Source organism: Nostoc sp. NMS2 (assembly GCF_017115105.1).
Taxonomy (GTDB): domain Bacteria; phylum Cyanobacteriota; class Cyanobacteriia; order Cyanobacteriales; family Nostocaceae; genus Nostoc.
Genome location: NZ_JABXKH010000058.1, coordinates 14,830 through 39,219, shown reverse-complemented (window position 1 = coordinate 39,219; position 24,390 = coordinate 14,830). Strand labels below are relative to the sequence as shown.

Sequence of the window (24,390 nt, the reverse complement as noted above, 5' to 3'; positions counted from 1 at the left end):
TTTTTTGATATTTGACAACAAAAGCTTTCTGGAACTACGCCTTTTAATTACTTTTTACCTATTGTCTATGCTCATAATAACAACAGAGAAATAGTAACAAAAGGCGCTTTTTGGGTTATATTTAGTAATTACGATGCTATTAAAAGCCTATCCGGAATAGGAGAAGGATAAATTTTTACTTCAGGAATTGGCACAACAAACTGTCCACCCCATTCGCCAATAAATGCCATTTGTTCCATAATTTCTTCCTTGAGATTCCAAGGTAAAATTAGGACATAATCTGGTTTAGTTTCGCGGATTTTGTCTGGTTCAAAGATGGGAATATGAGTCCCAGGTAAATACAAGTCTTGTTTGTAAGGATTGCAATCGACTGTGTAATCGATAAAATCTTTCCCAATCCCACAGTAATTAAGCAATGTGTTGCCTTTGGCTGGTGCGCCATAACCAACAATTGATTTTCCTTCTGCTTTTGCACTCAGAAGAAAATTTAATAGCTTGTGCTTTGTTTGTCTGACTTTTTCGCAAAATGTAATATAAGTCTCTATCCGATGCAGTCCAGCAGCAATTTCTTTTGCTTTTAGATGTCTAACTCGGTCACTGATGCCAAGACTATCAGCATCTTCATGTTTGGCATAAATTCTTAGTGAACCGCCATGAGTTGATAATTCCTCCACATCAAAAAGTTGCAAATTGTGCGCCGCAAAAATCTTTTCGATAGCAAGAAGTGAAAAGTAAGAAAAATGCTCGTGATAAATAGTATCAAATTGATTTTGTTGAATCAATTGCAAAATGTGAGGAAACTCCATCGTCAAAATACCATTCGGTTTAAGGATGAGTTTCATTCCAGCTATGAAATCATTTAAATCTGGTACATGAGCTAAAACATTATTGCCTATCAAAAGATCGGCTAGTTTTCCTTGTATCACAAGTTCTTTGGCAGTTTCAACCCCAAAAAACTTGTTGATACTAGGAATACCTCTGTCTTGAGCTATCTTAGCTATATTTGTGGCTGGTTCTATTCCTAAAACTGGGATTCCCTTTTCTACAAAATATTGCAGTAGGTAGCCATCGTTGCTGGCAATTTCAATAACTTGATTATGATGATTCAAGCCAAATTTTTCTACCATCATATCGGTGTAAACTTCGACGTGTTTTAGCCAACTTACTGAGTAAGAAGAAAAGTAAGCATAGTCGCTAAAAATATGATCGGGAGTTTCAAATTGTTCTAATTGAACTAAAAGAGTGTCTTCGGAGACATAAGCATGGAGCGGATAAAATTTTTCGGCATGATTTAGCTGTTCTGCTGTCAGATAAGCATTGGCTAAAGGTGACATTCCTAAATCAATAAAGGTTTGGTGCAGAGGTTGACCACTGAAACGACATTTTGCGTTCGCCATAATTTTCAACTCACTGATTACAAATAGTTGGATGGATGAATTGAAGAAGAATTCAGAATTCAGAAGTCAGAATTCAGGAGTCAGAATCAATACTTCGGCTACGCTCAGTAGCCATCAGTCGGGGATTCAGACCCGCGACTATCTTGTTGACCACCAAATTTTCTTGTTTTGTGAGGGTGCAAAAACGCCGATTATTCATCCGCTTTTTCGGTCAGAATACCCAACTGAATTCTGACTCCCGACTCCTGAATTCTGTTCGATAAGTCCGAATCAACAATATTTGATTCGGAAACTTAGATTATTTCTTCTTTGCTGCTAGGCAACTCTATCTACTTTTTATTCCAGAAGAAATCTTTGTCAATTTGCTCGGTACGAATTAGATACTCTAGCTGTTTTAAGCGGGTAAATCCTCTAAATAAGAAAGTATCTTCAGCCATATCTATTTGACTGAATAAATCAAATAGCTGCTGGGCACCAAGTCGGGCATTCCAATCACACTTAAATCCGGGGAGAATTGTGTTGATTTTCTCGAAGGATACCCGATAGCTGCGGTTATCTGAGCCGTTGTCACCAAAGGACAATTTACAATCTGGGAAAATATCAGCAATAATTTCTGCGATTTCTTTAACGCGGTAGTTGTTTGCTGTGTCTCCCACATTGAAGATTTGATTATGTACAATGTCCCGTGGTGCTTCTAAGGTACAGACTATTGCTTTGCAAATATCCAGTGCGTGGACTAATGGCCGCCAAGGTGTACCATCACTGGTCATTTTGATTTGTTTGCTAGTCCATGCCAACCCTGCTAAGTTGTTTAAAACAATATCAAAGCGCATTCTGGGAGAAGCACCAAAGGCTGTGGCATTCCGCATAAAGGTGGGGGAGAAGTCATCGTCAGCGAGTGGTCTGACATCCCGTTCTACGAGAGTTTTGCACTCTGCATAAGCTGTTTGGGGATTAATCGGGGATTCTTCTGTGACATCACCTGCGGTAGCAACGCCGTAGACGCTGCACGAAGACATATATACGAAGCGACGCACACCCATAGCCTTAGCTAGGCTAGCGAGACGTACTGAACCTACATGATTAATTTCGTAGGTAATATTCGGTGCTAATTGTCCGGCTGGGTCGTTGGAGAGTTCCGCCATGTGAACTATTGCTTCAACGCCTTCCAAATCATCAGGGGTGATGTTGCGAATGTCTTTGTTAAGGGTTTTGGGTGTTACCCCATTAGCGTTGTATAGCCAACCGACTTTATAGAAACCGGTATCTAGACCGATAACTTCATGTCCACGTTCGATTAACAGAGGCGGTAATAATGAACCTAGATAGCCTTCTGTTCCAGTTACTAATATTTTCATTGTGGTTAACGCCTTTGTATTGATGAGTTAAATTCTTTGTTTAGTCGGGATGCACATATGTGCGCCTTACAGCGTGTTGCATCCAGAAGGGAACCGCTATATTTTTCGTTTGTATGGAATAACTTGACCTCACTTCCATTCCTGTCTCCTTTTAGGAGAGAGGCTTTGAATCTTGCTCCCCAACGCTACAAGGGTTGGGGTTGGGGGTTAGGTTATTGAACTCAACCCAGAAGCGCTATATATAATAAATAACTCTGCTAACAGTCATTACATAGTTTGCCGACTAACCCATTGGGTAGCAGCACTCTATAGCGGTTCTGAATTGATGCAGGACACTTTTTTGTTTGTTGTGGGATGGGTATCTTACCCGTCCCTTGTATTTCGAGGCAGGTAAAGATGCCCACTATACAAGATTCATCCCTTAATTCAGCAGTCCCGGAAATAATAACTATGATATCTATGCAGTTACTACATTATTTAGATGCGAGAGTTGGGGAATTTCTGCTACAAGCGCTTTGCCGATTTCTAGAGAAGATGTGGCAGCTGGAGAAGGAGCATTGCAAACATGGATGGAGTTTTGACCGGAAACAATCAAAAAGTCGTCTACAAGTTTGCCGTCGTTCATTAAGGCTTGAGCGCGGACTCCTGCGTGGGTGGGAACTAAGTCTTCTGCTTGGACTTCGGGGATTAGTTTTTGCAAACTTCTGGTGAAGGCTGCTTTACTAAAGGAACGAATGATTTCTTGGATGCCTTCAGGCGCGTGTTTGGCTGCCAATTTCCAGAAACCGGGATAGGTGATGACTTCAAGAAAATCCCGTAAGTCAAAGTCGGTTTTTTTGTAACCTTCGCGTTTGAGCGATAGAACCGCGTTTGGCCCTGCGTGAACGCTACCATCTATCATCCTGGTAAAGTGGACACCAAGGAAGGGAAAATCGGGATTGGGAACTGGGTAAATTAATGTCTTGACGAGATGGCGTTTTTCTCTTGTGAGTTCGTAGTATTCTCCCCGGAATGGGACGATTTTGGCTTGGGGTTCAACTTTACCTAATTTGGCGGTGCGATCGCTATGCAATCCTGTACAATTAATTACAAAGCGGGTTGCAAAGTTACCTTTGTTTGTTTCCAGTACCTGATTTTTACCGCTTGGGGAGATTTTCAGAACTTTTGTATTGAGATGCAATTCTCCACCCTGCTGTTGAATTAGCTGGGCATATTTCAAACAAACTTGCTTGTAATTAACAATACCAGTTGAGAATACCCGAAGCCCGCCTACACATTTTACGTGAGGTTCAATTTCCCTGACTTCTTCGGGGCTGATTCTCTTAACTTCTATGCCATTGTCTAAGCCGCGTTGGTAGAGATTTTCAAGACGTGGTAGTTCTTGTTCTTCGGTTGCAACAATCACTTTACCACAAACTTCATGTTCTATTCCATGCTCTTGGCAGAATTCTACCATAGAGCGAGAACCATCACGACAAAATTTAGCTTTGAAACTCCCTGGCTTGTAGTAAATGCCAGAATGAATTACCCCGCTATTATTGCCGGTTTGGTGAAATGCCCATTGACTCTCTTTTTCTAGTACTAAAATACGCGCATTGGGATAGCGTTTTCCTAAAGCCAACGCTGTAGAGAGTCCAACTATTCCCCCACCTATAATCGCAAAATCATACATTAGTATTATCGTACTTCAAATTACAGTAAATCTATAAAGTCATTGGGTATGGGGCATGGGGCATGGAAAAAAGGCAGAGGGGCGGGGGGCAGGGGGAAAACTCTTCTCCTTTGCTCCCTTGCTCCCTGCTCCCCATCTCCCGGTTGGTGAGCGAAGTCGAACCACATCTCCCTCATCCCCCACTCTCCTTACCATACCTTCCAAGGAGCCTGACTATTCTTCCATAGCCCCTCTAGATAGTTTTTATCGCGTAAAGTATCCATTGGTTGCCAAAAACCATCATGTTTAAAAGCAGATAGTTGTTCCATATCAGCTAACTTTTCTAATGGCTCTTGCTCCCAGACTGTAGAGTCATCAGCAATCAAATTGATTACTTCTGGTTCTAACACAAAATAACCGCCATTAATCCAAGCTCCATCACCTTCAGGTTTTTCTCGAAAGCTGGTAATTTTAGTTTGCTCATATCCCAGGGAAATGGCTCCAAAACGTCCGGCTGGTTGAACGGCTGTGAGTGTTCCTAATGTCTTTTGTTCTTTGTGAAACTTCACTAGCTCGGTGATATTAATATTACTTACACCATCACCATAAGTAAAGCAAAAAGTTTCATTACCAAGATGTTCGCTGATTCGCTTTAAGCGTCCGCCTGTCATGGTATTATCACCCGTATTTACTAAGGTAACACGCCAAGGTTCAGCATAACCAGAATGCACGTTCATCTGGTTAAATCGCATATCAAAGGTAACATCTGACATGTGTAAGAAGTAGTTAGCAAAATACTCCTTAATTATGTAACCTTTGTAACCGCAACAAATGATGAAGTCATTAATGCCGTGGGCGGAGTAAGTCTTCATTATGTGCCAGAGAATTGGCTTACCACCAATTTCAACCATCGGCTTGGGTCTGATACTAGTTTCTTCACTGAGGCGTGTACCAAGCCCTCCAGCCAAAATCACCGCTTTCATGCAATTACCTCGGAGATTTGTAGGGATATTATTTTTTGACTTTTCGACATGAAGAGGATGCACTTAGATTGAGAAAAATTGATTTCTGATTTGTTTTTCTCAGTCAATAATCTAACTGTAATTTTCCCCGAAATTATAAAGGAAAGATAAATTAACATCTTTTCTATGTAAAAGCTCTATGAATATCTATAAACATGAAAATTAAATTATTTAATTAAATAAAAATGTTACCAAATAAATAACTAGGGCTAGCTGATGCTAACCCTAGTTAGGCTTGATTTCTCCAATCAAAACCGATAATATGCAAGTCAAAAAACTTACTTGTTTTTAGTTAGTTTTTTCTAAATTAGTTGAGCTTTGAAATAAAGGATCGCATTTGCGTTCTACGACTACACATAAGTTACTAAGTGCTTGCTGATAATTATCCATATCATCTTGCTCAAGAAACATTTTGGCAGATACCTCTACATCTTCGATAGCTTTCGCCTGATTTTTGTTAGATTCACTACCACCATATTGTGCTAGTTCATAACGAACCATACCTCGTTTGAGATATACTTTTGCTAGTTTAGGGCTTAGGGTTAATGCATGGTTAAAGTCAGCGATCGCTAGATTATATTCTTGCTCATAATTGCTGCTATATTGAGCAATTTGATAATAGACAACACCTCGCTGAAAGTAAGCTTCTGCTTGGGATACATTACGTTTTATGGCTTGAGTAAAATCTGCGATCGCTTTTTTGTAAACTTGTTGAGATTCACCGCTATATTTAGCCATTTGGGTGCGGACAATCCCCCGTCTGATATAAGCTTCAATTTCGTGATCATCCAGACCGATGGCTCGATTATAGTCTGCGATCGCTAGGTTATACTCTGTATCAGGATCGTTGCTATATTCGGCAAGCATATAGCGGGCATTACCCCGATTCACAAGGGCTTTGGTTTGATTGGGATTGATTTTGAGAGCTTGGCTATAATCTGCGACTGCCCCTTCGTAGTCTTTGAGGTTATAGCGGGCATTGCCCCGATTTACAATTGCCATAGCGTGTGTCGGTTGTTGTTCAATTGCTCCGGTAAAGCTGGCAACTGCTTTTTCGTAGTCTCGGTCTTTGTAAGCAGCATCACCCTGCTGAAAGTAATCAGCGAAGCTGAGTTTATTAATTGTCTGGCGAGACTTTAATGTTTGTTGAGTGTAAGCATTTTGTGAAACCAACGGCTGAGTAAATTTAATCATTACGTCCGCATATCCCAATAAACCGAAACCCAGTAAGCAGCAAATAACTGGGTACAATTTTGACTTCTTGGAAGGTTTATAAGATGCACCGCTTGGGGTAATTATTGGCTGCCAATAATTAACTGAGTGCGGTGACATACTTCGTTGGGGAAAATGCGGTGTCTGGGTGTAGCGCTTTTTCGCTTTGATTCGCGGTTGGAGATGTTCTCTAGCTTCTATAGCCCGATGTGATGGGAAGGGGTCGCGTCCGCCTAATCGCACGGTACGTTCACACCACGGACAGCTACGTATGTGGTTGTTGTAGCGATGCTGGGGATTTGTGGTGCAGGTAATTAAGGAATCTTCGGCTTCAGCGATGGCTGAGAGCCAAGTCTGGGCATTGGGGCGCAACTCTGGGTTGTTATGACCCTCTTCAAAACAACGCACAAATAGTTCTTGGAGGCTGGGATGAAGAATTTCCCAAGGGGGTGCAATGGGGGTAGGTAGGTAGGGTACGTACCGCTTTTGGCTATAAGTGAAATGCCCCGATGCAATGCGAGCTTCATAAGGTGGTGGCTCAATAGAGCCTTGAAAAATCCCCGAAAATGGGTGAGTGCCTTCCATTAAGAGTTGGAATACCAGCACCGCTAACCCAAATAAATCGTGAGAAATTTCGCGATCGTGTTGGGCAAAAGTTTTATTCTGTAATTCTGGTGGCGTAAACTCTGGTTTTCCAACTGGGCAACGATAAACAACATTGCTGTTGGGGTCGAGTACTTGGAAAGAGTCTGTGTCTATCAAAGTCACCAGGGCGGTATCACTGACGAGGATATTGGACTCGTTCACATCACCAATACAATATCCACTAGCGTGCAAAGCAGCAATTGCTGCCGCCAAGTTACGAGCCGTGCGGAGCAGGTACTGATAGTTGAATAGGGGACAGTGTTGACGACGGGTTCTGGGGTTGTAAAAGTCGATGATTGGACGCATCCCCTGAATCCGTGGCATCAAAAAGCCTAAGATGCTATTTTTGCCATCTGGTGTCCGCAATAAATCCTCTGGCCAAGCGATAGAGATATGCCCCAAACTAGCTGTAGGGTTTTCTGGCGGGTTGGCAAGCATCGCCTCTAATTTATCAGCATGGGCTGTAGTTGGCTTGTGGTAAATCTTCGCCACCAAGTCGTTATCAGATGGCACTGCATAAACACAAGCTTCTCCGCCACGCCCCAAACTGACATTGAGGCTGAGGATTTCTTTTCTAGGGGAACAACGTAGTACCTGCATAATGAAATTACCGCTAACGGAAGTTATCTAAGATGTGAAACCTGTAAATTGATTGCTCATGAGTCGTTAAATGCAGCTATGATGAGTGTTAAATCATCATCAGTGCGTTGTGTAATTCGGTCTGATCGTAAAAACTTTACTAACTGCTCCTTCGCTTCTGTCTTATCTTCAGTATTAGCTACAAATTCAAACAGTGGAAAAAAGAATGGTTTGTGAGGTTCTCCAACAACCATATTCAAAGCCAGCATTTGTAGTCCGTCGGTGATGATACCAACATTAACTATGTCGGTGCGCCATAATCTCATCTGCGCTGTATCTAAGGCAGTAGGAGAAGTTAAAAAAGTGGTTTCGTTAATGTACTCGCCGCTATCAGGTATAGTCAGAGCGAGGAGATTGCCCATGCTATCTTTTGCCACTGCCAAACCATCACCTATTTGCACTACAGCTACAACTTCGGGTGTGGCAACCATCATAATTAAGGTAGTTGCTAAGTCTTGAGGCTGTTTGTCACAAGTAGCCGCTTCCGCCTCCACAGCTTTTTTGGCGGCTAGTATGGCATCATTTAAGAGCGATCGCACAAATGCATCATCACTCAAAATTTTTCGGGTGATTCCTTTGGTGGAAATGCTTTCTATTGCTGTTTCCACAGCAATCATCGCTCCCACTTTCCCAAGGGTAGCAGAACCCGCGCCATCTGCTGCGGCTGCCACCAAAACATTATCGGACAATATTTGCCAGTGATGAGCATCCTGACATAACTGCTTGTTTTTTAAGTGACTTGTACCACATACAGATGCAGCCACAATCCGCCATTGAGCAATCTGTTTTGATATTTTCATAGATTTTTTTTCAACAGCTCGCTGTGTAAACATCAAGCTGCGATTTTTAAATTAAACAGTCCCCCAACCAATCGGCGGTAGTGCTACCTGTTCATCCACCTGCGAATGAGAAACAGCTGACATACTAGTTGATAGCCAGACAAACATCTCAATGAAATTTAATCCTTTGAGTTTCAAAGGTGTACGCACAGTTATTTGATTCAAACGGGTCATATTCGCATTTTCGACACCTACTGTAAAAAATGCTACCCGTTTATTTGCTTCATCTCCCTGTAAACGCACGGATGCTTGCTCTACCACATTCTCTAACTCACCTTGGGGTTCTCCATCGGTAATCATGAATACCCAGGGACGATAGTAAGCAATCCCATTAGTCCGATACTGAGATTTCCGCTCTTGAATTATGTCCAAAGCTTTATGAATGCCTGCACCCATTGTAGTCAAGCCCTGTGCCGTTAAAATGGGCGGAGTGAATTGATCGGCAGTCACAAAGTCTTGTACTACATTGACATTACTATCAAAAGTTACGATCGCCACTTCCACCCGTCTGGCAGCTAAGGAATTTTTGACTAATTCATCCTTTAAACTGAGTAAACCCTGATTTAAAGCCTCAATCGGATCTCCTTGCATCGAGCCAGATGTATCTAGTAAAAGTACACAAGGACAACGTGGTTCTGGGTTCTCAGCAAATTCTACTACTTCATCAAGTCTTAATGTATCATGCATAACTTTTTGTGTTATGTTAAAGTTCAAAGCTTTATTTCCTTTTTGTCCGAGTATATAATTTCAGTCGTCGAGGCGACTATAGAATATAGTATCTAGTGGTAGATGCTCTAATATTTATTAAACAAATTATTTTCATGAAGTTCTCAATATATTTTTTAAGAAAAACTTGAGTACAGCTTAGTTTAGCAAAAAAGAGTTTATCAAAACCCAGTGTTACCTGTTGTAATGTATCTACCAAAAATTTATATCCATTAAACCTACAGTACAATAAATACGTAAACTTTCCTAGATAAGTTTTTAAAGATTGTATGTAGAAGAATCCTTCCTTTACAGAAAAATTATTAACCATAATCAAGATCGTTAACTTTAGAAGTATACCAGCGTAACTGTGTGAACTTTGAATCAAATTTGCCTGCTTTGTGTGAGTAGGCATAAACGCCATTGCTAAGGTCTTAAGGGAAGAGTTGTCGAGAGTGGCTATCCAGAGTTAACCAACATCTACTGAATAGTCTAGCTATAGGACTCATATTTGATTTCTGAAAAAACTCAGTACACCTCTAACTCCCTTCTTTTCTGTTCCCTGTTCCCTATTCCCTCCCTACACAAGTATGTTCATTAATCAAATCGGATTCCTATAGATCAATGTTTATCTTTATTCATACTTACTTCCTTGTGGTTTGAGATAAATTAAGTAAAAAGTACCAAATGTAACAAATGAGTTATAAAACTTATAATTTTTAAAATATGTATATATTTTAAAAGGAATAACTTGTACGTAGATAAATATTACCAAGAAGAAAATACTTCATAGTTGATATTTTCAATCTACAAATGTTCAGTTGTTGATTCCGCAAAAAACTTGAAAAATATGAATAACTCAGGTGCATTCATCAAACTACGTCCTCTAAGTTTGTTAAGACAGTTATCCAATTGCTTTGACAGTACTTGTTTACAAGCATTAAGTAACTCAGTTCGTTGGTCAATTTACTTAGAACAGGGCAAAATAACTTACGCTACCCATTCAGTGGAACCTTTTGACCGACTAGAACGCCATTTGCGCCGCCTCAGCCACCAAATTCCCCTGCTTACTAGCGAGGTTCGGGTTCAAGTCCGTCTGATGTTTGAACCTGACTCCCACATTCAGTTACTCGAATATGACAGCAATTGCAGAAGCCACCCTCCTGAATATCAGGCGATATCATGGCTTGTTAGTCAACAACATCTACATTCTACACAAGCAGCAGTGCTGATTCAAGAATTAGTTAAAGAGGTGATTGAATCATTTTTGCTCATTAAAGAAGGTACTTATGAATTAACAGAACCACTTGAGAAAATGCCAAGAATTTGTAGGCTAGATGTAGAAAAGATTCTAGAACGTTGCCAAGGAAGATTAGATAATTGGCAAGCTTTTGTTCCACAAATTTCTTCTCCATATCAACGTCCATATCTGTTGATTAATAGCAAAATTGAGGAAAAAGATTTACCAGAACTTCAGTCAGATTTAATTAATTGGATGAAGGGTTTCAGCTTGTGTCATCTGGCAACAATTTTGAATCAAGATGAAATCCAACTAGCTCGTAATTTATACCCTTACATACTTAATGGTGCGATTATCTTGCATGAACCCGATCCACCATTTGATAAGTTACCAAAGCTATTTGAAGAGCAATCGCTTTTCTCAAAACTAATTCCAGAGATAGATTATACCACAAAAGAGCTAAATAGCACCGTCAACTCTTTCCCCGATATTGCTGAAGAGAATATATCTCATGTTCAACGATTACCACAGATTTCTCCTCCTCCCCAAGAAAACTTTCAGGAACCAACAATATCAAATAACATAAATCCTGCTTCCCAAAAAGTAACAGCTGCTACTGTAACGGCACAAAAAGTTCACAAAATCGTTTCTGTAGATGATAGCCCGACAATTCTCAAAGAAATCAGCCGTTTCTTAGAAAATGAAAATTTTTCTGTGGTGACTATTAACGATCCAGTAAAAGCCGTTTTATCAATTATAAGGCACAAACCGGACTTAATTTTGTTGGATTTAAATATGCTAGGAATAGATGGTTATGAGTTGTGTCGGATTATACGAAATAATTCAATATTTCAAAAAACTCCCATCATTTTTGTGACTGGGAATAAAGGAATTGTCGATAAAGTAAAAGCTAAATTGGTTGGGGCATCTGGATATCTGACTAAACCGTTTACTCGCGCCGAATTACTGAAAATAGTCTTCATGCATTTGACTTAAATTAACCACGAAACCTTTGAAAATTCGTAATTCGTAATTATCAGAATCTGCACATGGCTACTAATTTAGAAATGGACGAAAACTTAATTAAGGAAGCTATCGAACTTGGTGGTCATCCAACTAAGGATGCCGTTGTTGAAGAGGCATTACGAGAGGATGTAGAGCGTCAAAAGCAATTGAAGATTATGGAGCTATTTGGCACGATTGAATACGACGATGATTATGACTACAAGCAACAGCGCCGGAGTGGATGAAAGTCATTGTTGATACTTCAGTCTGGTCTTTAGCTCTCAGAGGATGTTTTAAGCTAATCAGCATTCAAGTTGCATAATCAGGGCGCTCATGTTGCCCACCCCACAAGATATTGAGAAAATTTTAATATGCAAATTAGATGTGTTTTAGCTTAAAAGGCCTGGCGACTATAAGTCGCGCGCCAGGTGCTTCAAGTCGGGCATTGCCCGCCCAACGCACTGGCTTGGCTACACGAGACTTTACCCACCTCCGTGGGTTAAAAACCATTATTTTAATCTCAGGCGATGTCTACGACGGTCACTGAGCGAAGTCGAAGTGCGGGCTACGCCTACGCACCTAACAACCTAAGAGATAATAATGTCTGTAGTAAATAAAGGGTTTTGTTCATAATGCCAGTCTTTTCCTTAACTCAGCCTCCAACTGTTCACCCGTGCTAACTACAACCCTATTTGGCTTGGCTCTAACAATTCTCAGATAATGCTGAAAAGCTTCTTCATCCTGGGGATGATGCTTTACATATTCCCGTAATTCTGCTTCAGTTAATTGCTGATAATCTAAATTACTCATTGGATAATTTCCTCTCCGTTACTCAAAATTTCTACTTGAATTGTTTGACCGATTAGCACTACTATTCTTTGCGATCGCGTGTCATACCTGGTTAGCTCAATTGTTTGTAGTAGGTTACTTACTCGCACACATAAATCGTAGAAAGCCTTTAACTGTTCAATCGTGGGTTCCATTTGTATATAGAAGCTACTGAATCTCTCCTAGCAAACATCTCTCCCACATTGACATAACCCAAGACGACAAGAAAAGATTAGCATGAGAGATTGTTCTGCCAGTCTAACGTAGTAGGATTGTTCAAGTGAAAGGGTATGCTTTGCGGGATGAGTAGCCATCGATCGCTTTTTGCACCCTAAAATAAGAACAAAAGACGATTCCTAAAACAAGCACACTCCATGCGTATTTCTCTAAATTGGCTGCGCGAACTAGTAGAGATAAAACTTAGTCCAGAAGAATTAGCCGAAACCCTGACAATGGCAGGGTTTGAGGTTGAAGATATTGAAGATCGCCGCACTTGGGCAAATGGCGTGGTTGTAGGGAAAGTGCTTGAGCGTCAACCCCACCCCAACGCCGATAAATTAAGTGTTTGTCAAGTCGATATCGGTGCTGATGAGGCTTTAAATATTGTCTGTGGCGCTGCCAATGTGAAGGCAGATATCTATGTACCGATCGCAACTACGGGTACTTACTTACCCAATATCGATTTAAAAATTAAACCTGCAAAACTCCGTGGTGTCGCATCTCAGGGCATGATTTGTTCTTTAAAGGAACTCGGTTTGCCCACCGATGTAGACGGAATTCATATTTTTACCCAAGAAAATTTACCATTGGGTAGTGATGTGCGGCCGTTGTTGGGTTTAGATGATGTAATTTTAGACTTAACTGCAACTGCTAATCGCGCTGATGCTCTGAGTATGGTAGGCGTAGCACGGGAAGTAGCAGCTTTAACTGGTGGAAAGTTGAGCATTCCTGAACCTGGTGAAGTCTCTATTAGCAAAAATACTGGAAATTTAACTTTAAAAATTGCCGATACCCAAGCTTGTCCTGCATACATCGGTACGGTAATTGAACAGGTCAAAATTGCTCCATCTCCCGAATGGTTGCAACAGCGTTTGCGGGCGGCTGGGGTACGTCCTATAAGTAATGTGGTGGATATTACTAACTATGTTTTGTTGGAATGGGGACAACCACTGCACGCCTTTGATTGCGATCGCTTAAAATCAGTTGCAAGTAGCGAAAATTTAACCATCGGCGTTCGCTTCGCTAATAATGGAGAATCCCTCAAAACCCTGGATGGACAAATTCGCACCCTGGCAACCCAAAATTTGTTAATCACTGCTAACGACAAACCCGTTGCATTGGCGGGAGTTATGGGTGGAGAAGAAACAGAAGTGCATGAAGGGACTCAAAGCTTAGTTTTAGAAGCAGCTTTATTTGATTCCGTGGCAATTCGCCGTTCTTCTCGCAGTGTAGGCTTAAGAAGTGAAGCTTCTGGCAGATATGAACGGGGAGTTAACCGCGCTGAGTTAGAAATAGCTAATCGCCGCGCCTTATCCTTAATTAGCGAATTGGCTAGTGGAATTCTTGTCCAGCAGGAAATTGCCGACACTCGCCCCGATCCTTCTACCTGGAGTCATTTGATCGCACTGCGTTTAGACCGAGTTAATCAGATACTAGGGCCAATCGATTTGGGAGAGGACACAGGTGAACTCCAAGAACAAGATGTTGAGCGCATCCTGACTGCACTAGGATGTCAGTTGACTCCTTCAGGTGAAGATAGCAACCATCAACCTACATGGTCAGTTTCCGTCCCACCCTATCGTTACCGCGACTTAGAGCGAGAAATTGATTTAATTGAAGAAATCGCCCGTCTCTATGGTTACAACAGATTCTGTGATACTTTACCAGAAAAAGCTGAAGGTGGTTATCTGCCTTTAGACGAGGAACTGATTCGCAAGTTACGGGCTTTCCTCCGGGCTGAAGGATTGACAGAATTAATCCACTATTCTTTAGTTAAACCAGGAGAAGACAGACAGATAGTACTGTCAAACCCATTATTTGCCGAATATTCAGCGCTGCGAAACGATTTGATATCTGGGTTGATTGATGCCTTTCAATACAATTTAGAGCAAGGTAATGGTGCGCTGAACGGCTTTGAAATCGGGCAAATTTTCTGGCGAGAAGAAGACGGTTTGCAAGAGACAGAAGCCCTAGCTGGGATTATAGGAGGCGATCGCACCGTTGGCAAATGGTCAAAAAGTGGACGCGAAGAACCCATCACCTGGTTTGAAGCCAAAGGCATTTTAGAAAGTGTATTTCGGCAACTTGCCTTGCAGGTAGAATTTCAACCCGATTGCCGAGATCATCGTTTACATCCAGGACGCACCGCTTCTTTGTGGATTCGGGGTAACAGGCTAGGTATTTTTGGACAACTCCATCCCCAATTGCGACGAGAAAAAGGTTTACCAGATTCCGTTTATATTTTTCAGTTGGATTTAGATGTGCTTTTAGAATCTCTAGGACAAGATGAAGTCCTAGTTCCGGCATTTCAGCCCTATTCTACCTATCCAGCTAGCGATCGCGACATCGCCTTTTTCGCACCCGTAAAAATCTCAGTTACCGAAATTCAAAAAGTAATTACCAAAGCGGGTAAAGATTTGCTCGAATCTGTGGAATTATTTGATGAATATCGGGGCGAAAACGTCCCCGAAGGACAGAGGAGTTTAGCATTTCGTCTAATTTATCGGGCTAGCGATCGCACCCTTACTGAGGCAGAAGTCGAACCAGTACACAATAAAGTCCGCGAAGCCCTGGTGGAAAAATTCGGCGTAAACCTTAGAAGTTAGTCATTTGTCATTTGTCATTTGTTAGTTAGGAGTTAATAATTCCTCACTCCGCACTCACAATCCAAAATCCAAAACTTGTACTGAGCGACTTGTGCCGAGCGAAGTCGAGGTAAGTCGAAGTATCTAAAATCCAAAATTGGTAAAGTTATGCCTAAATATGTACTCTGGGGAACTTACTGCGAAGACGTTCTCGAAAAACGCACCCCCCACCGCCAAGCTCACTTAGACGGATTAGCAAAACAGAAAGAATCCGGTGTGCTGATTACCATCGGCCCCACCAAGGATGTCACAAAAGTTTTTGGGATTTACGAAGCCGAAGACGAAGCCACTGTGCGCCAGTTGATTGAAAATGATCCCTACTGGAAAAATGGCATCTGGACTGAATATTCTGTCAAAGAGTGGATTCAGGCTTTATAAATTGGTGTTGGGTATCGGGAGATGAGCATGAACGTTGAGCCTTTGAGCATAAACGTTGAACCTCTGAGCATGAACGTTGAGCCTTTGAGCATGAACGTTGAGCCTTTGAGCATGAACGTTGAGCCTCTGAGCATGAACGTTGAGCCTCTGAGCATGAACGTTGAGCCTCTGAACATGAACGTTGAGCCTCTGAACATGAACGTTGAGCCTCTGAACTTAAAACTTTCAGTTTTAACTCTCACCGATCTCTCGCATCCCCCCAATGCCCCATGCCCCATGCCCAATACTTCGACTTCGCTCAGTACAAGTGCCCAATGCCCCATGCCCACATAATATGAAAATTTGGCAAGTTGATTTTTATCGCCGTCCCTTGCAAGATGCATCTGGACAAATTTTATGGGAGTTGTTGATTTGTGACGCAAATCGCAGCTTTGAGTATGAAGCTACCTGTCTCCAGTCAGCAGCGAATTCGAGTTGGGTTGCAGATCAACTTGAGTTAGCTGCTGGTGAAAAATTGCCGGATGTGATTCAGGTATTTCGTCCTCAGTCTCTAAGCTTAATTGAGGCGGCGGGACGCAATTTAAGTATCAATGTCGAACCTACGCGCCACACTTTGGCGTTGAAGCAGTGGTTACAAGAAAAGCAATATCCCTCAGCGCTGGATAAACCACCTCCAGCACCATTAGCAGAGAACCTCTGGGGAGAACAATGGCGGTTTGCGACTCTAGCTGCTAGTGATGTAGAAACGAGATTTAGCGATCGCCCCATTCCCATTTTGCACATCCCAGAACATCTTAAACCCATCAACTTGGGTTTAGCATCAACAGTGCCCGTCCCTGGTGTAGTAATTTATGGTGGACGGCAATCGATGCGCCTAGCACGGTGGTTGCAGCAAGCCCGTCCTGTGGCGTTAAACTATATTTCTGGCGCACCAGACGGCTTAATATTAGAGGCTGGCTTAGTAGATAGGTGGATTGTTGCCACTTTTGAAGATCCAGAAGTTACAACAGCAGCCCAAACATATCAACAGCGAAAAAAGCATTGCCGAGGATTGCATTTTTTGTTAGTTCAACCAGATGATTCCGGCATGACTTATAGCGGCTTTTGGTTATTACGGGCAGAAGATTTATATTGAATTTTAGCGGCAGAAATGATTGCAGCCCTCAAGCAGGATGCTGAAGATCCAGAATATCAAGCTGAAATTGCTGCTTGGGATAGTGTTGTTGGAGATGGCATAAACGCCAGGGGTTAAAATGTAGTTCTAGGATTTGTGATTTAAGGATGTTACAGAACAAAGCGATTGCCCAGATTTCTCTATTCTTTCTTGAGTATGATTTAAGGCTTTCATAATCACTTCTTGAGCCACAGATTTGACTACATTAATACTCACAGAATTTCCTAGTTGATGGTAAGCCGTATCATCATTTGGATGAAGTGTAAAGCTATCAGGAAAACCTTGCAGCCTTGCAGCTTCTCGTGGAGTTAGTCGCCGCACTCTCTGATTATGATAAACTCCTAATCTATTAGCATCACTAGCAACCAACGTTACCGAAATCTTATTTGGATCTACAAACTTATAAACTTCAAATGAAAAGTTACCCGACAGAGGTTTATATTTATCATTAATAAGTTTTAGATATTTTTTTGTAACTAGTGAATTCAAAACTTCCCCTAAATTGGGATGCTCAAAAAAGCTAGCTATTTGCTCCTGAGTTAATAGTTTACCATCTTGTTCTTGTCCAAATTCTTTATTCCGTCTCTTTAATATGAAACGGTTCATTAGTTCAACTTCCTCGGCACTACACTCACCACGCAATCCTAAATCCCAGGAATGAATAGAGTTCCCCCCCCGATAATCAATCAGCCTTATTCCATGTAAGCGATTTAAATCATTATTAAATATTCGTTTCAACGCATTGACAAACTTTTCTGAGCAATTATACTTTTCATCTGGATTAGTCTCCAAAATGTCGGCAACAGCCACAGATTTTTTTGGTGGATAGAACAAAGATAACTGCTGAGGATTATATGAATGCGAGTCTTTAGGCCCCACATCAGAAATCAATTCAAAAGTGGGAGAAGCATCTAAAATTCCTACCAGATAAATGCGGACGCGATTTTGCGGTAAGCCAAAGTTTGCACTGTTGAGTAAAAAAGAATGAAAACTATAGCCTCTTTTTTGAATTTCATGCTTAATTGTTGCTAAGGTTCGCCCTTGATCGTGACTATAAAGCCCTCGGACATTTTCAAAAATAAAAGCCTGTGGTTTATAGGTATCGAGTAATCTTGTTATTTCAAAAAATAGTGTGCCTCGTGTATCGACAAATCCTTCTTTTTTGCCAGCATGAGAAAAAGACTGGCAAGGAAACCCAGCTAATAAAAATTCATGTTCTGGTAGTTGATCAATTAATCGAATATCACCTAATGCTTTTTGACCAAAGTTTTTTTCATAAACTAATTGAGCATCTGAATTGATTTCACTGCTGAAAACACATTCACTTTTTATATTTAAAGAATCAGCCGCCTGTTTAAAAGCTAATCTAATTCCTCCTATTCCTGAAAATAAATCTACAAACCGAATTTTACGCATAGATAAACTGATAACCGCTATATTGATAATCAATTGGACAAACCCACTACGATGGGGAGCATCCCAAATGTGCAAGTTTATTATTATACGGTGTTTGGACTTAGACCGAGAATGAAATGACGAACCGCCAAGGACGCCAAGAACGCAAAGGGAAGAGGTTTGTACAGGTTTTTTGCCCCAGTCCTGTGTCTTTTGGCAAAATTGGGATGCTCCCCTACGATGCAGAATGTGGGTTATGGGATAAACATTGGCAAAAAAATGTGGAATGGGTGCAATATTATTTGCAGCAATGCCCACCCTCAATACGGTTCGGATAAGGTTTTTTGATGAAAGTTATAGATCGCAAAGACGAGATAAATCGCCGTCTTTACAATAATTAGCCCTTTGTAGAGACGGCGATTTATCGCGTATCTTCCCTTAATTTTTTTGCTTTTACCACTGTCCTGAATTATCTTCCTGTTGCAAACCTATCAACTGTCGGCGCTTCCAAGCATAGTGAAGAATATTAATTCCAAGTTCCTGGGCTGTGCGAATCGTCAATCTGGGTAAATTCAAATCTCTATCCAATCCCCAAGCGGTTGCTAAATCACCAATTACTAAAATAATTCCGCCACCGATTAACATTTTAATCTGCTGTTGATTAACCATTGGCAAGGCAGCAAATAAGAAAGGTTTTGTCCTTAAAGGATGACTCCGTTGCAATTCTTCTAAAGGTCTTAAAGAACTTTCTAACTGTTGTGCTAATGCTTGAGTACTCTCAATTAGAGCATTAGCATTTGTTGGCGCATCAACGAGAAGCACACCACCTAAATTTAAGTAATTTTTAAGGGATTCAAATTCAAGACTATTTAAAGAAATGGCCTGTCCGCCTGTCAGATAAAGTAGGTCATAATCTTGAATATTTTCTCCTAAAGAAACCTGACCTGGTTCATCAGCCCCTCGCAAACTGGGATATAGGGGTTCTACTGCTTGTAACAAATAGGAAAGGCTGAAAAAATTACGCGCACATTCAGGATCGCTATGATTCGCCTCTGCCATACAGACAAGTGCTTGGGGACGCATTTGTGCTTGACGGCGATAACGCAAATCAATATTATTATATCCAGGAAAGAAAGCATCGGCGGGTTGGGTAATTTCAGTATGTGCTGGTTGCAGAAGTATCCGACATATTTCTATTTCTGAACTGACTGGTATAGAGTTTCTTTGGTCAATTCGATAAGTTTCTTGAACAATATCTCTTTGCTGTCCACGCCGCAATTCATCAGGGTCTACATAGCTAACTACTAAGTAGATCATGAGTGGTTCAGAACTTACTACTTCTATATCAATGGGAAAATCATAAGAAGTCGGTACAACAATTAGATTACCTGCTAAATCAATTGCAATACCAGGTTGAATTTGCACCCAACGCCCATCTCGATATCTAGCTTCTACTTGACTTGGGGCTGTCACATCTCGAACGCCTAAACCACAAACAATTCCTGGTTGGTTTAAACTTTGATATTGGGCATTTTGCCGATTGCGGTGATAATCATGGGCTGTACGCCAGCGTTCTGCATTGATTAGTAAGCCATCTGCGGCTTGCAGGCGTTCCAAGGATCTGATTGGTGGGGGTGGGAAAGGATGGGACATAGCAATTTTAGATTTTGGATTTTAGATTAGATGTAGGGTGCGTTAGCCTTTGGCATAATGCACCTTTAATTATTGATGGTACGTTACAGCGATAACACACCCTACTGGCGCGGCAAGGCTAAAATATTGCAAAAAAATTGTATGTTGGGGAGCCACTGCGTTGCGTGGGTTTCCCGCCTTGTAGCAATTGGCGTTGGAGGCTTTGCGTAACCCAACATTCTGATATATAGCAGTCCTAAATCATTTGTGAAAATTATATATCTCTTTTTTCTTTCTTCTCTTTGCGTCCTTGGCGTTCTTGGCGGTTCGTTTCCTTATCTATATTTTTCACGACTCATTTAGGATTGTTATATGTTGGGTTGCGCTCCGCTTCACCCAACCTACATCTAATGCACTATTTTAATCTTGCCATGCCACTACAATTTAATTTTACCTAATTACGAATTACCTAATTAGAGGGATTTTCTATAGATAATTCATAAGTGCAAAAAGCAGGTTTTTCTTGTTCTATGATTCTTTGTATAAGTTGCTCATTAATGATGCCACTAGAAATATTTGAACGCAAACGGACTATAAAATGATATGGTTGCCCACCTGCTAAAACTGCATTTCCTAATTGGGCATCTCCGATAATGAAACTTGGGCCAAAAGGTTCTGTGATACTGATATGTTTATCAGCTTCATTAGGTAAATCTTCATCGAGTGGTAAACCAGTATAAAGATGTAAATAGAGACGCAATCCTTTACGAGTTCCCCGCCAGCGATAAAGTTCTACAGCCCGACGAATTAAACGCCGTTGTTGGTGGAGATCCCAAACTGAATCTACTTGCCAAGCAACCCAATGAGCCATAAAAGGTAGTAATGCTTGTGGTGCTGTCAAAGGATCGAGGTTTGCCCACATGACATTGTAACTATCAACTATTGGTTGAAAAGCTTGCTCAAATATCTTCATGAAGCGACCAATAAAGTCCACTTCCCGATACAAAATTGGCAAGAACTCCATGTAGGCAGTGTAAGGACGGATATATAAATCGAAATACTCGCTTCTCTCGATTTTTTCGTTGTCAGTGCCTCTGTCTATATGTAGAGTGACTAGGCTGCGAAAATTGAGAGTTAGTTTGTCTTTTTTTTCAGGGGAAATTGCTTCTTGGTCTTCAAAAAATGTGTCGGGAATTGAGAAATAGAGAACAGCATCCATTTGTCCACGTGGCGGTATTTCACTGCCTTCTGTGCCAATTTGACACCATTGGGATGGAAAGTTTCCCTCAACGCTTAAGCTTACCCGCAAAGGACGTTGTTCTAAGTTTTGCACTTGTACAATCATCTCGCTGGGATGTCCAGGATGCAAAAGTAAAGTACGTCCACCTACATCCATATCCGCATTTGCAAATCCTAAACCCGCTACAGGTAAAGCTTCAGGTATTTGCATTGGTGTTAATTGAATGCTTACAGCCGGACTAGAGCGACTTTGAACCATAGGATTAGGGATTGGGAATTGGGAATTGCGGAATGAAGAACTAGTGACAAATTACGAATTACGAATTACGAATTACGAATTATTTGAATGTCGTGATTTGAACGTAGATTGGTATCAGCCCAAGAACATATCAAACCTTCTGATCCTGGATCAATTAATTGTTCTGGTGATGGTTGTCGTCGCCAATTTTCTCCTTGCTTGCGGATGGGAAATAGCAGGACTGGGCCTAAATGACGCACGCCTGGGGTTTGTTGCAGTAATGCGACAATATCTGATGTATAAACGGGTCGCCCAAATGGCCAACCTTTACCGTCCATTCCTCCAGTTAATGGATTTAAATATTTATACAGTAATACCCTTAAATTACGCCGAATTTCTTCTCTGGCAAAAGGATTCTCATAAGCAGGTTCTAAAGCAATTTCTGTCTGTACAGAAACACCTACGTAATTTGGTTCTTGTAATTCTATTTGTACCCCTAATAACCGTCTTTCATCTAAATAACTCAAAATTTGCTCTTGCAGTGCATTACTAAGGGCAAATTCTTCTGGTGTCATGCCATCACCTTGGGCGATCGCATCTGTATTTGCGAATGGAACTACTAGTAAACTAACTATACCAGCTTGTCTGCGAGAATTTGCTGGCAAACACCGGACACGCGCGATCGCACCAGCACCCGCTTGTTGAGTCAAAACTTCAAAATCTTCCGCAGTGACGGCGCGATCGCGTGTGCGGAGGATGCGGGGAGCCTTCATTACAGCCTGCTCCAGCGATTCGGCATCCGCACCATTGATTGCAGGTATACGATTGACTACACTAGCAATGTATGGATACGCAGACTTCAAAAACTGGATTGCCCCAGTTTGCACATTGCCTTCTCTACCGCCACCTGTACGATAAGCAACCATTTTAATCTCTGCACCACGGGCAGGAATCGCCCCATATTGATGTTCTGATTGGTTATTTTCCAGAACTTGTACAGATGTCTCATCTAGTGATGGTTGCTGAATGCGCGTTCGGACTTGGGTATGCTGTTTAAGTTGGCTAGGTTCCCGAATCAACGGCCCAAACTGGATTGTACCAGTGATCGAATCGATGGTGTAATGAAAGTTATGTGGCCCAGAATCAGCAAAATCTCTCACCTCAGTCCACTTCTGAGGCAAACCACCACTGGGAGTAACTAAAATATACTCATTTTCTCGGCGTTCTAAAATTGGCGCTGTTTGTAACTGGAAACTCTGACCGGGTGTACCGTCACTAATTCCTAATCGTTCATCGATAATCAGCATACTGTGGCTAGCTCTAACAGTACCGCCAATTGACTGCACTGCTAAACCAATAATTCTTGGTGGACGATTGTAACCAGATTCATTGCCTTCTGTGGAAATAAAACTACAGCGCAGCCAGCGACCCCGGTAAGAAGTAAAATTAGCCACAGGCCAAATCTGAGGTAAATGCAAACGTACCTCTGCACCTTGAGACGGATTTCCACCCTGTTGGGCGATTTCATAAAAACTGAAACCGCGAGTTTTATCATCCGACTCTTGTAATAAAACTGTTTGCCAATTTTCCCCATCCCAGGCTTCCCACTTGCGGGGAGGTTGATTGGGGTTAATCCCGGCCGGGGTAGCCGCAGCCCCTTGAAAAATAATTTCTAAAACATTAGCGTCTAGTGGCTCGTCAGAATTAATTGCTAAATAAAAGCAGTTACCAGGCTGGGGTTCCTCTTCAAAAATCGCTTGTTCATTACCTGTCCAGAAACCGTTAGATTGACGAGTCCATGAAGTTGTGACTCTTTCGCGCAGAGATTGGGGAATATCTTCGATAGTTTGGGCAGTTAAGAAGTGTTGGATGCGGGGTTTGCCGATAATTAGAGGAGAATCTGTACTAAAAGTAATCGCTTCTGTTGTTTCAGTGCGGATAGTTGAAGCTTCCAATCCGGCTGGAATAGTGTAGGCTTCGGGTAATGCAGCGCTTAAATAAAAAGTTAATTCCGTGCGGGCTGGGGCGGGAGGCTGAAGACGAATACCCAGTAATTCGAGGAAAGCGACATAATTTTTTCGAGGTACTTGGTTAAATCTGAGCAACATTTGGTCAGTTAACCAAGCAAATAATTCAATTAGCGTAATTCCTGGGTCGCTGAGGTTGTGGTCAGTCCATTCTGGACAGTAGCGAGGAATACGCATAATACATTCTTCCACCAAATCATCGAAGGCGCGATCGTCTAAGTTGGAAGAAGGTAATTTCGGTAAAAAATCAAAGTTCACGATTCCTCCCCAGCTGAAACCAAATAATAAGGATAAACAAAACTATAAATATCGGGACTATCTTTAAGTCGATAATTGATGATAATATCTACCCTGCCACGCACAGGGTCAGGATCGGCAACAACTTCATCGATAGTAATGCGTGGTTCCCAAACTTCTAAAGCTTCCAAGACATAAAGACGGATTCGCAGTAGGGTATCGGTATTCAAAGGTGCAAACGCCAGTTCTGACAAGCGCGAACCAAAGGTAGGTCGATAAACCCGCTCACCTACTCCCGTGCGGAGGATAATCCAAATAGATTCTTTGACTTTTTGATCTTCACGGCTAAGTTGTATCCCACCTTGCACACTTAAATGCAGTGGATAAGCCCAACCTGTTCCCAAATAGGCTCGTTCACGACCGTAAACCATATCTGGCACTTAGACAGTTTTACATGGATATCTTCAAAGATATAGGCACAGAAGGTTTAAGCCTATTCGCCAAAGGTCGAACCCTGCGGGTAATTTAAAATTCCCATAAATAATGCTGTTGGAGTATTAATGAGTAGTAAAAAACTGATTTTTTAAATTTGTCGCGTGGATGTTGTATAGCGTAAATCTGCTTTATTGTCTCAACAATTTGCTTAACTGTCTTAACTGTCCTTG

At 41.5% G+C, this 24,390-nt stretch carries 19 protein-coding genes; 5 read left to right on the top strand and 14 right to left on the bottom strand.

The window, feature by feature from the left end; genetic code table 11:
- Positions 1 to 128: 128 nt before the first annotated feature.
- The 7 genes from HWQ36_RS10880 to HWQ36_RS10850 all read right to left on the bottom strand — a co-directional run bounded on the left by HWQ36_RS10880 (position 129) and on the right by HWQ36_RS10850 (position 9,450).
- Positions 129 to 1,397, bottom strand: a complete 1,269-nt coding sequence (locus HWQ36_RS10880) for a class I SAM-dependent methyltransferase (protein ID WP_292701870.1) — start codon at positions 1,395 to 1,397, stop codon at positions 129 to 131.
- Between the two features lie 329 nt (positions 1,398 to 1,726).
- Positions 1,727 to 2,755: an NAD(P)-dependent oxidoreductase gene (locus HWQ36_RS10875; protein WP_292701868.1), complete on the bottom strand. Its 1,029-nt coding sequence runs from the start codon at positions 2,753 to 2,755 to the stop codon at positions 1,727 to 1,729.
- Between the two features lie 457 nt (positions 2,756 to 3,212).
- Positions 3,213 to 4,427: an L-2-hydroxyglutarate oxidase gene (gene lhgO, locus HWQ36_RS10870; protein ID WP_292701867.1), complete on the bottom strand. Its 1,215-nt coding sequence runs from the start codon at positions 4,425 to 4,427 to the stop codon at positions 3,213 to 3,215.
- 188 nt (positions 4,428 to 4,615) lie between these two features.
- Positions 4,616 to 5,389, bottom strand: a complete 774-nt coding sequence (rfbF, locus tag HWQ36_RS10865; RefSeq protein ID WP_292701865.1) for a glucose-1-phosphate cytidylyltransferase — start codon at positions 5,387 to 5,389, stop codon at positions 4,616 to 4,618.
- A gap of 327 nt (positions 5,390 to 5,716) precedes the next feature.
- Positions 5,717 to 7,885: a tetratricopeptide repeat protein gene (locus HWQ36_RS10860; protein ID WP_292701862.1), complete on the bottom strand. Its 2,169-nt coding sequence runs from the start codon at positions 7,883 to 7,885 to the stop codon at positions 5,717 to 5,719.
- A 56-nt stretch (positions 7,886 to 7,941) separates the two neighbouring features.
- Positions 7,942 to 8,724, bottom strand: coding sequence for a PP2C family serine/threonine-protein phosphatase (locus HWQ36_RS10855; protein WP_292701860.1), 783 nt, complete (start codon positions 8,722 to 8,724; stop codon positions 7,942 to 7,944).
- A 51-nt stretch (positions 8,725 to 8,775) separates the two neighbouring features.
- The gene (locus tag HWQ36_RS10850) at positions 8,776 to 9,450 is read right to left on the bottom strand and encodes a VWA domain-containing protein (protein WP_292701857.1); all 675 of its coding nucleotides are present in this window, start codon (positions 9,448 to 9,450) and stop codon (positions 8,776 to 8,778) included.
- 868 nt (positions 9,451 to 10,318) lie between these two features.
- Here HWQ36_RS10850 and HWQ36_RS10845 point away from each other — a divergent pair.
- On the top strand, positions 10,319 to 11,704 hold the full coding sequence (locus HWQ36_RS10845; RefSeq protein ID WP_292701854.1) for a response regulator: 1,386 nt from the start codon (positions 10,319 to 10,321) through the stop codon (positions 11,702 to 11,704).
- A 53-nt stretch (positions 11,705 to 11,757) separates the two neighbouring features.
- Positions 11,758 to 11,958 (top strand): type II toxin-antitoxin system VapB family antitoxin, encoded by a 201-nt coding sequence (locus HWQ36_RS10840; protein WP_292701851.1) that lies wholly within the window; start codon positions 11,758 to 11,760, stop codon positions 11,956 to 11,958.
- 382 nt (positions 11,959 to 12,340) lie between these two features.
- On the opposite strand, the gene HWQ36_RS10835 is transcribed toward HWQ36_RS10840, so the two are convergent.
- Both HWQ36_RS10835 and HWQ36_RS10830 read right to left on the bottom strand, forming a co-directional pair.
- Positions 12,341 to 12,523 carry a hypothetical protein gene (locus HWQ36_RS10835; protein WP_292701849.1) on the bottom strand — a complete coding sequence of 61 codons (183 nt, stop codon included), beginning with the start codon at positions 12,521 to 12,523 and terminating at the stop codon, positions 12,341 to 12,343.
- Positions 12,520 to 12,696, bottom strand: a complete 177-nt coding sequence (locus tag HWQ36_RS10830) for a hypothetical protein (RefSeq protein WP_292701847.1) — start codon at positions 12,694 to 12,696, stop codon at positions 12,520 to 12,522. Before HWQ36_RS10830 ends, HWQ36_RS10835 begins: the two co-directional genes overlap by 4 nt.
- A 219-nt stretch (positions 12,697 to 12,915) precedes the next feature.
- On the opposite strand from HWQ36_RS10830, the gene pheT reads away from it, so the two are divergent.
- The 3 genes from pheT to HWQ36_RS10815 all read left to right on the top strand — a co-directional run bounded on the left by pheT (position 12,916) and on the right by HWQ36_RS10815 (position 16,918).
- Positions 12,916 to 15,366, top strand: a complete 2,451-nt coding sequence (gene pheT, locus HWQ36_RS10825) for a phenylalanine--tRNA ligase subunit beta (protein ID WP_292701845.1) — start codon at positions 12,916 to 12,918, stop codon at positions 15,364 to 15,366.
- Positions 15,367 to 15,513: 147 nt separating this feature from the next.
- On the top strand, positions 15,514 to 15,783 hold the full coding sequence (locus HWQ36_RS10820) for a YciI family protein (RefSeq protein ID WP_094329210.1): 270 nt from the start codon (positions 15,514 to 15,516) through the stop codon (positions 15,781 to 15,783).
- A 334-nt stretch (positions 15,784 to 16,117) separates the two neighbouring features.
- Positions 16,118 to 16,918: a Tab2/Atab2 family RNA-binding protein gene (locus HWQ36_RS10815; protein ID WP_292701840.1), complete on the top strand. Its 801-nt coding sequence runs from the start codon at positions 16,118 to 16,120 to the stop codon at positions 16,916 to 16,918.
- Between the two features lie 126 nt (positions 16,919 to 17,044).
- Here HWQ36_RS10815 and dcm read toward each other — a convergent pair whose 3' ends face one another.
- The 5 genes from dcm to HWQ36_RS10790 all read right to left on the bottom strand — a co-directional run bounded on the left by dcm (position 17,045) and on the right by HWQ36_RS10790 (position 24,156).
- Positions 17,045 to 18,406, bottom strand: a complete 1,362-nt coding sequence (dcm, locus tag HWQ36_RS10810; protein WP_292701837.1) for a DNA (cytosine-5-)-methyltransferase — start codon at positions 18,404 to 18,406, stop codon at positions 17,045 to 17,047.
- A gap of 399 nt (positions 18,407 to 18,805) precedes the next feature.
- Positions 18,806 to 20,005 carry a DUF4159 domain-containing protein gene (locus HWQ36_RS10805; protein WP_292701834.1) on the bottom strand — a complete coding sequence of 400 codons (1,200 nt, stop codon included), beginning with the start codon at positions 20,003 to 20,005 and terminating at the stop codon, positions 18,806 to 18,808.
- 448 nt (positions 20,006 to 20,453) lie between these two features.
- Entirely contained in the window at positions 20,454 to 21,482 is a 1,029-nt protein-coding gene (locus HWQ36_RS10800) for a phage tail protein (protein ID WP_292701831.1), read from the bottom strand.
- 65 nt (positions 21,483 to 21,547) lie between these two features.
- A complete protein-coding gene (locus tag HWQ36_RS10795) occupies positions 21,548 to 23,746 on the bottom strand; it encodes a putative baseplate assembly protein (protein ID WP_292701828.1) in 2,199 nt (732 codons plus the stop codon).
- A complete protein-coding gene (locus HWQ36_RS10790; protein WP_292701826.1) occupies positions 23,743 to 24,156 on the bottom strand; it encodes a GPW/gp25 family protein in 414 nt (137 codons plus the stop codon). Before HWQ36_RS10790 ends, HWQ36_RS10795 begins: the two co-directional genes overlap by 4 nt.
- Positions 24,157 to 24,390 lie beyond the last annotated feature (234 nt).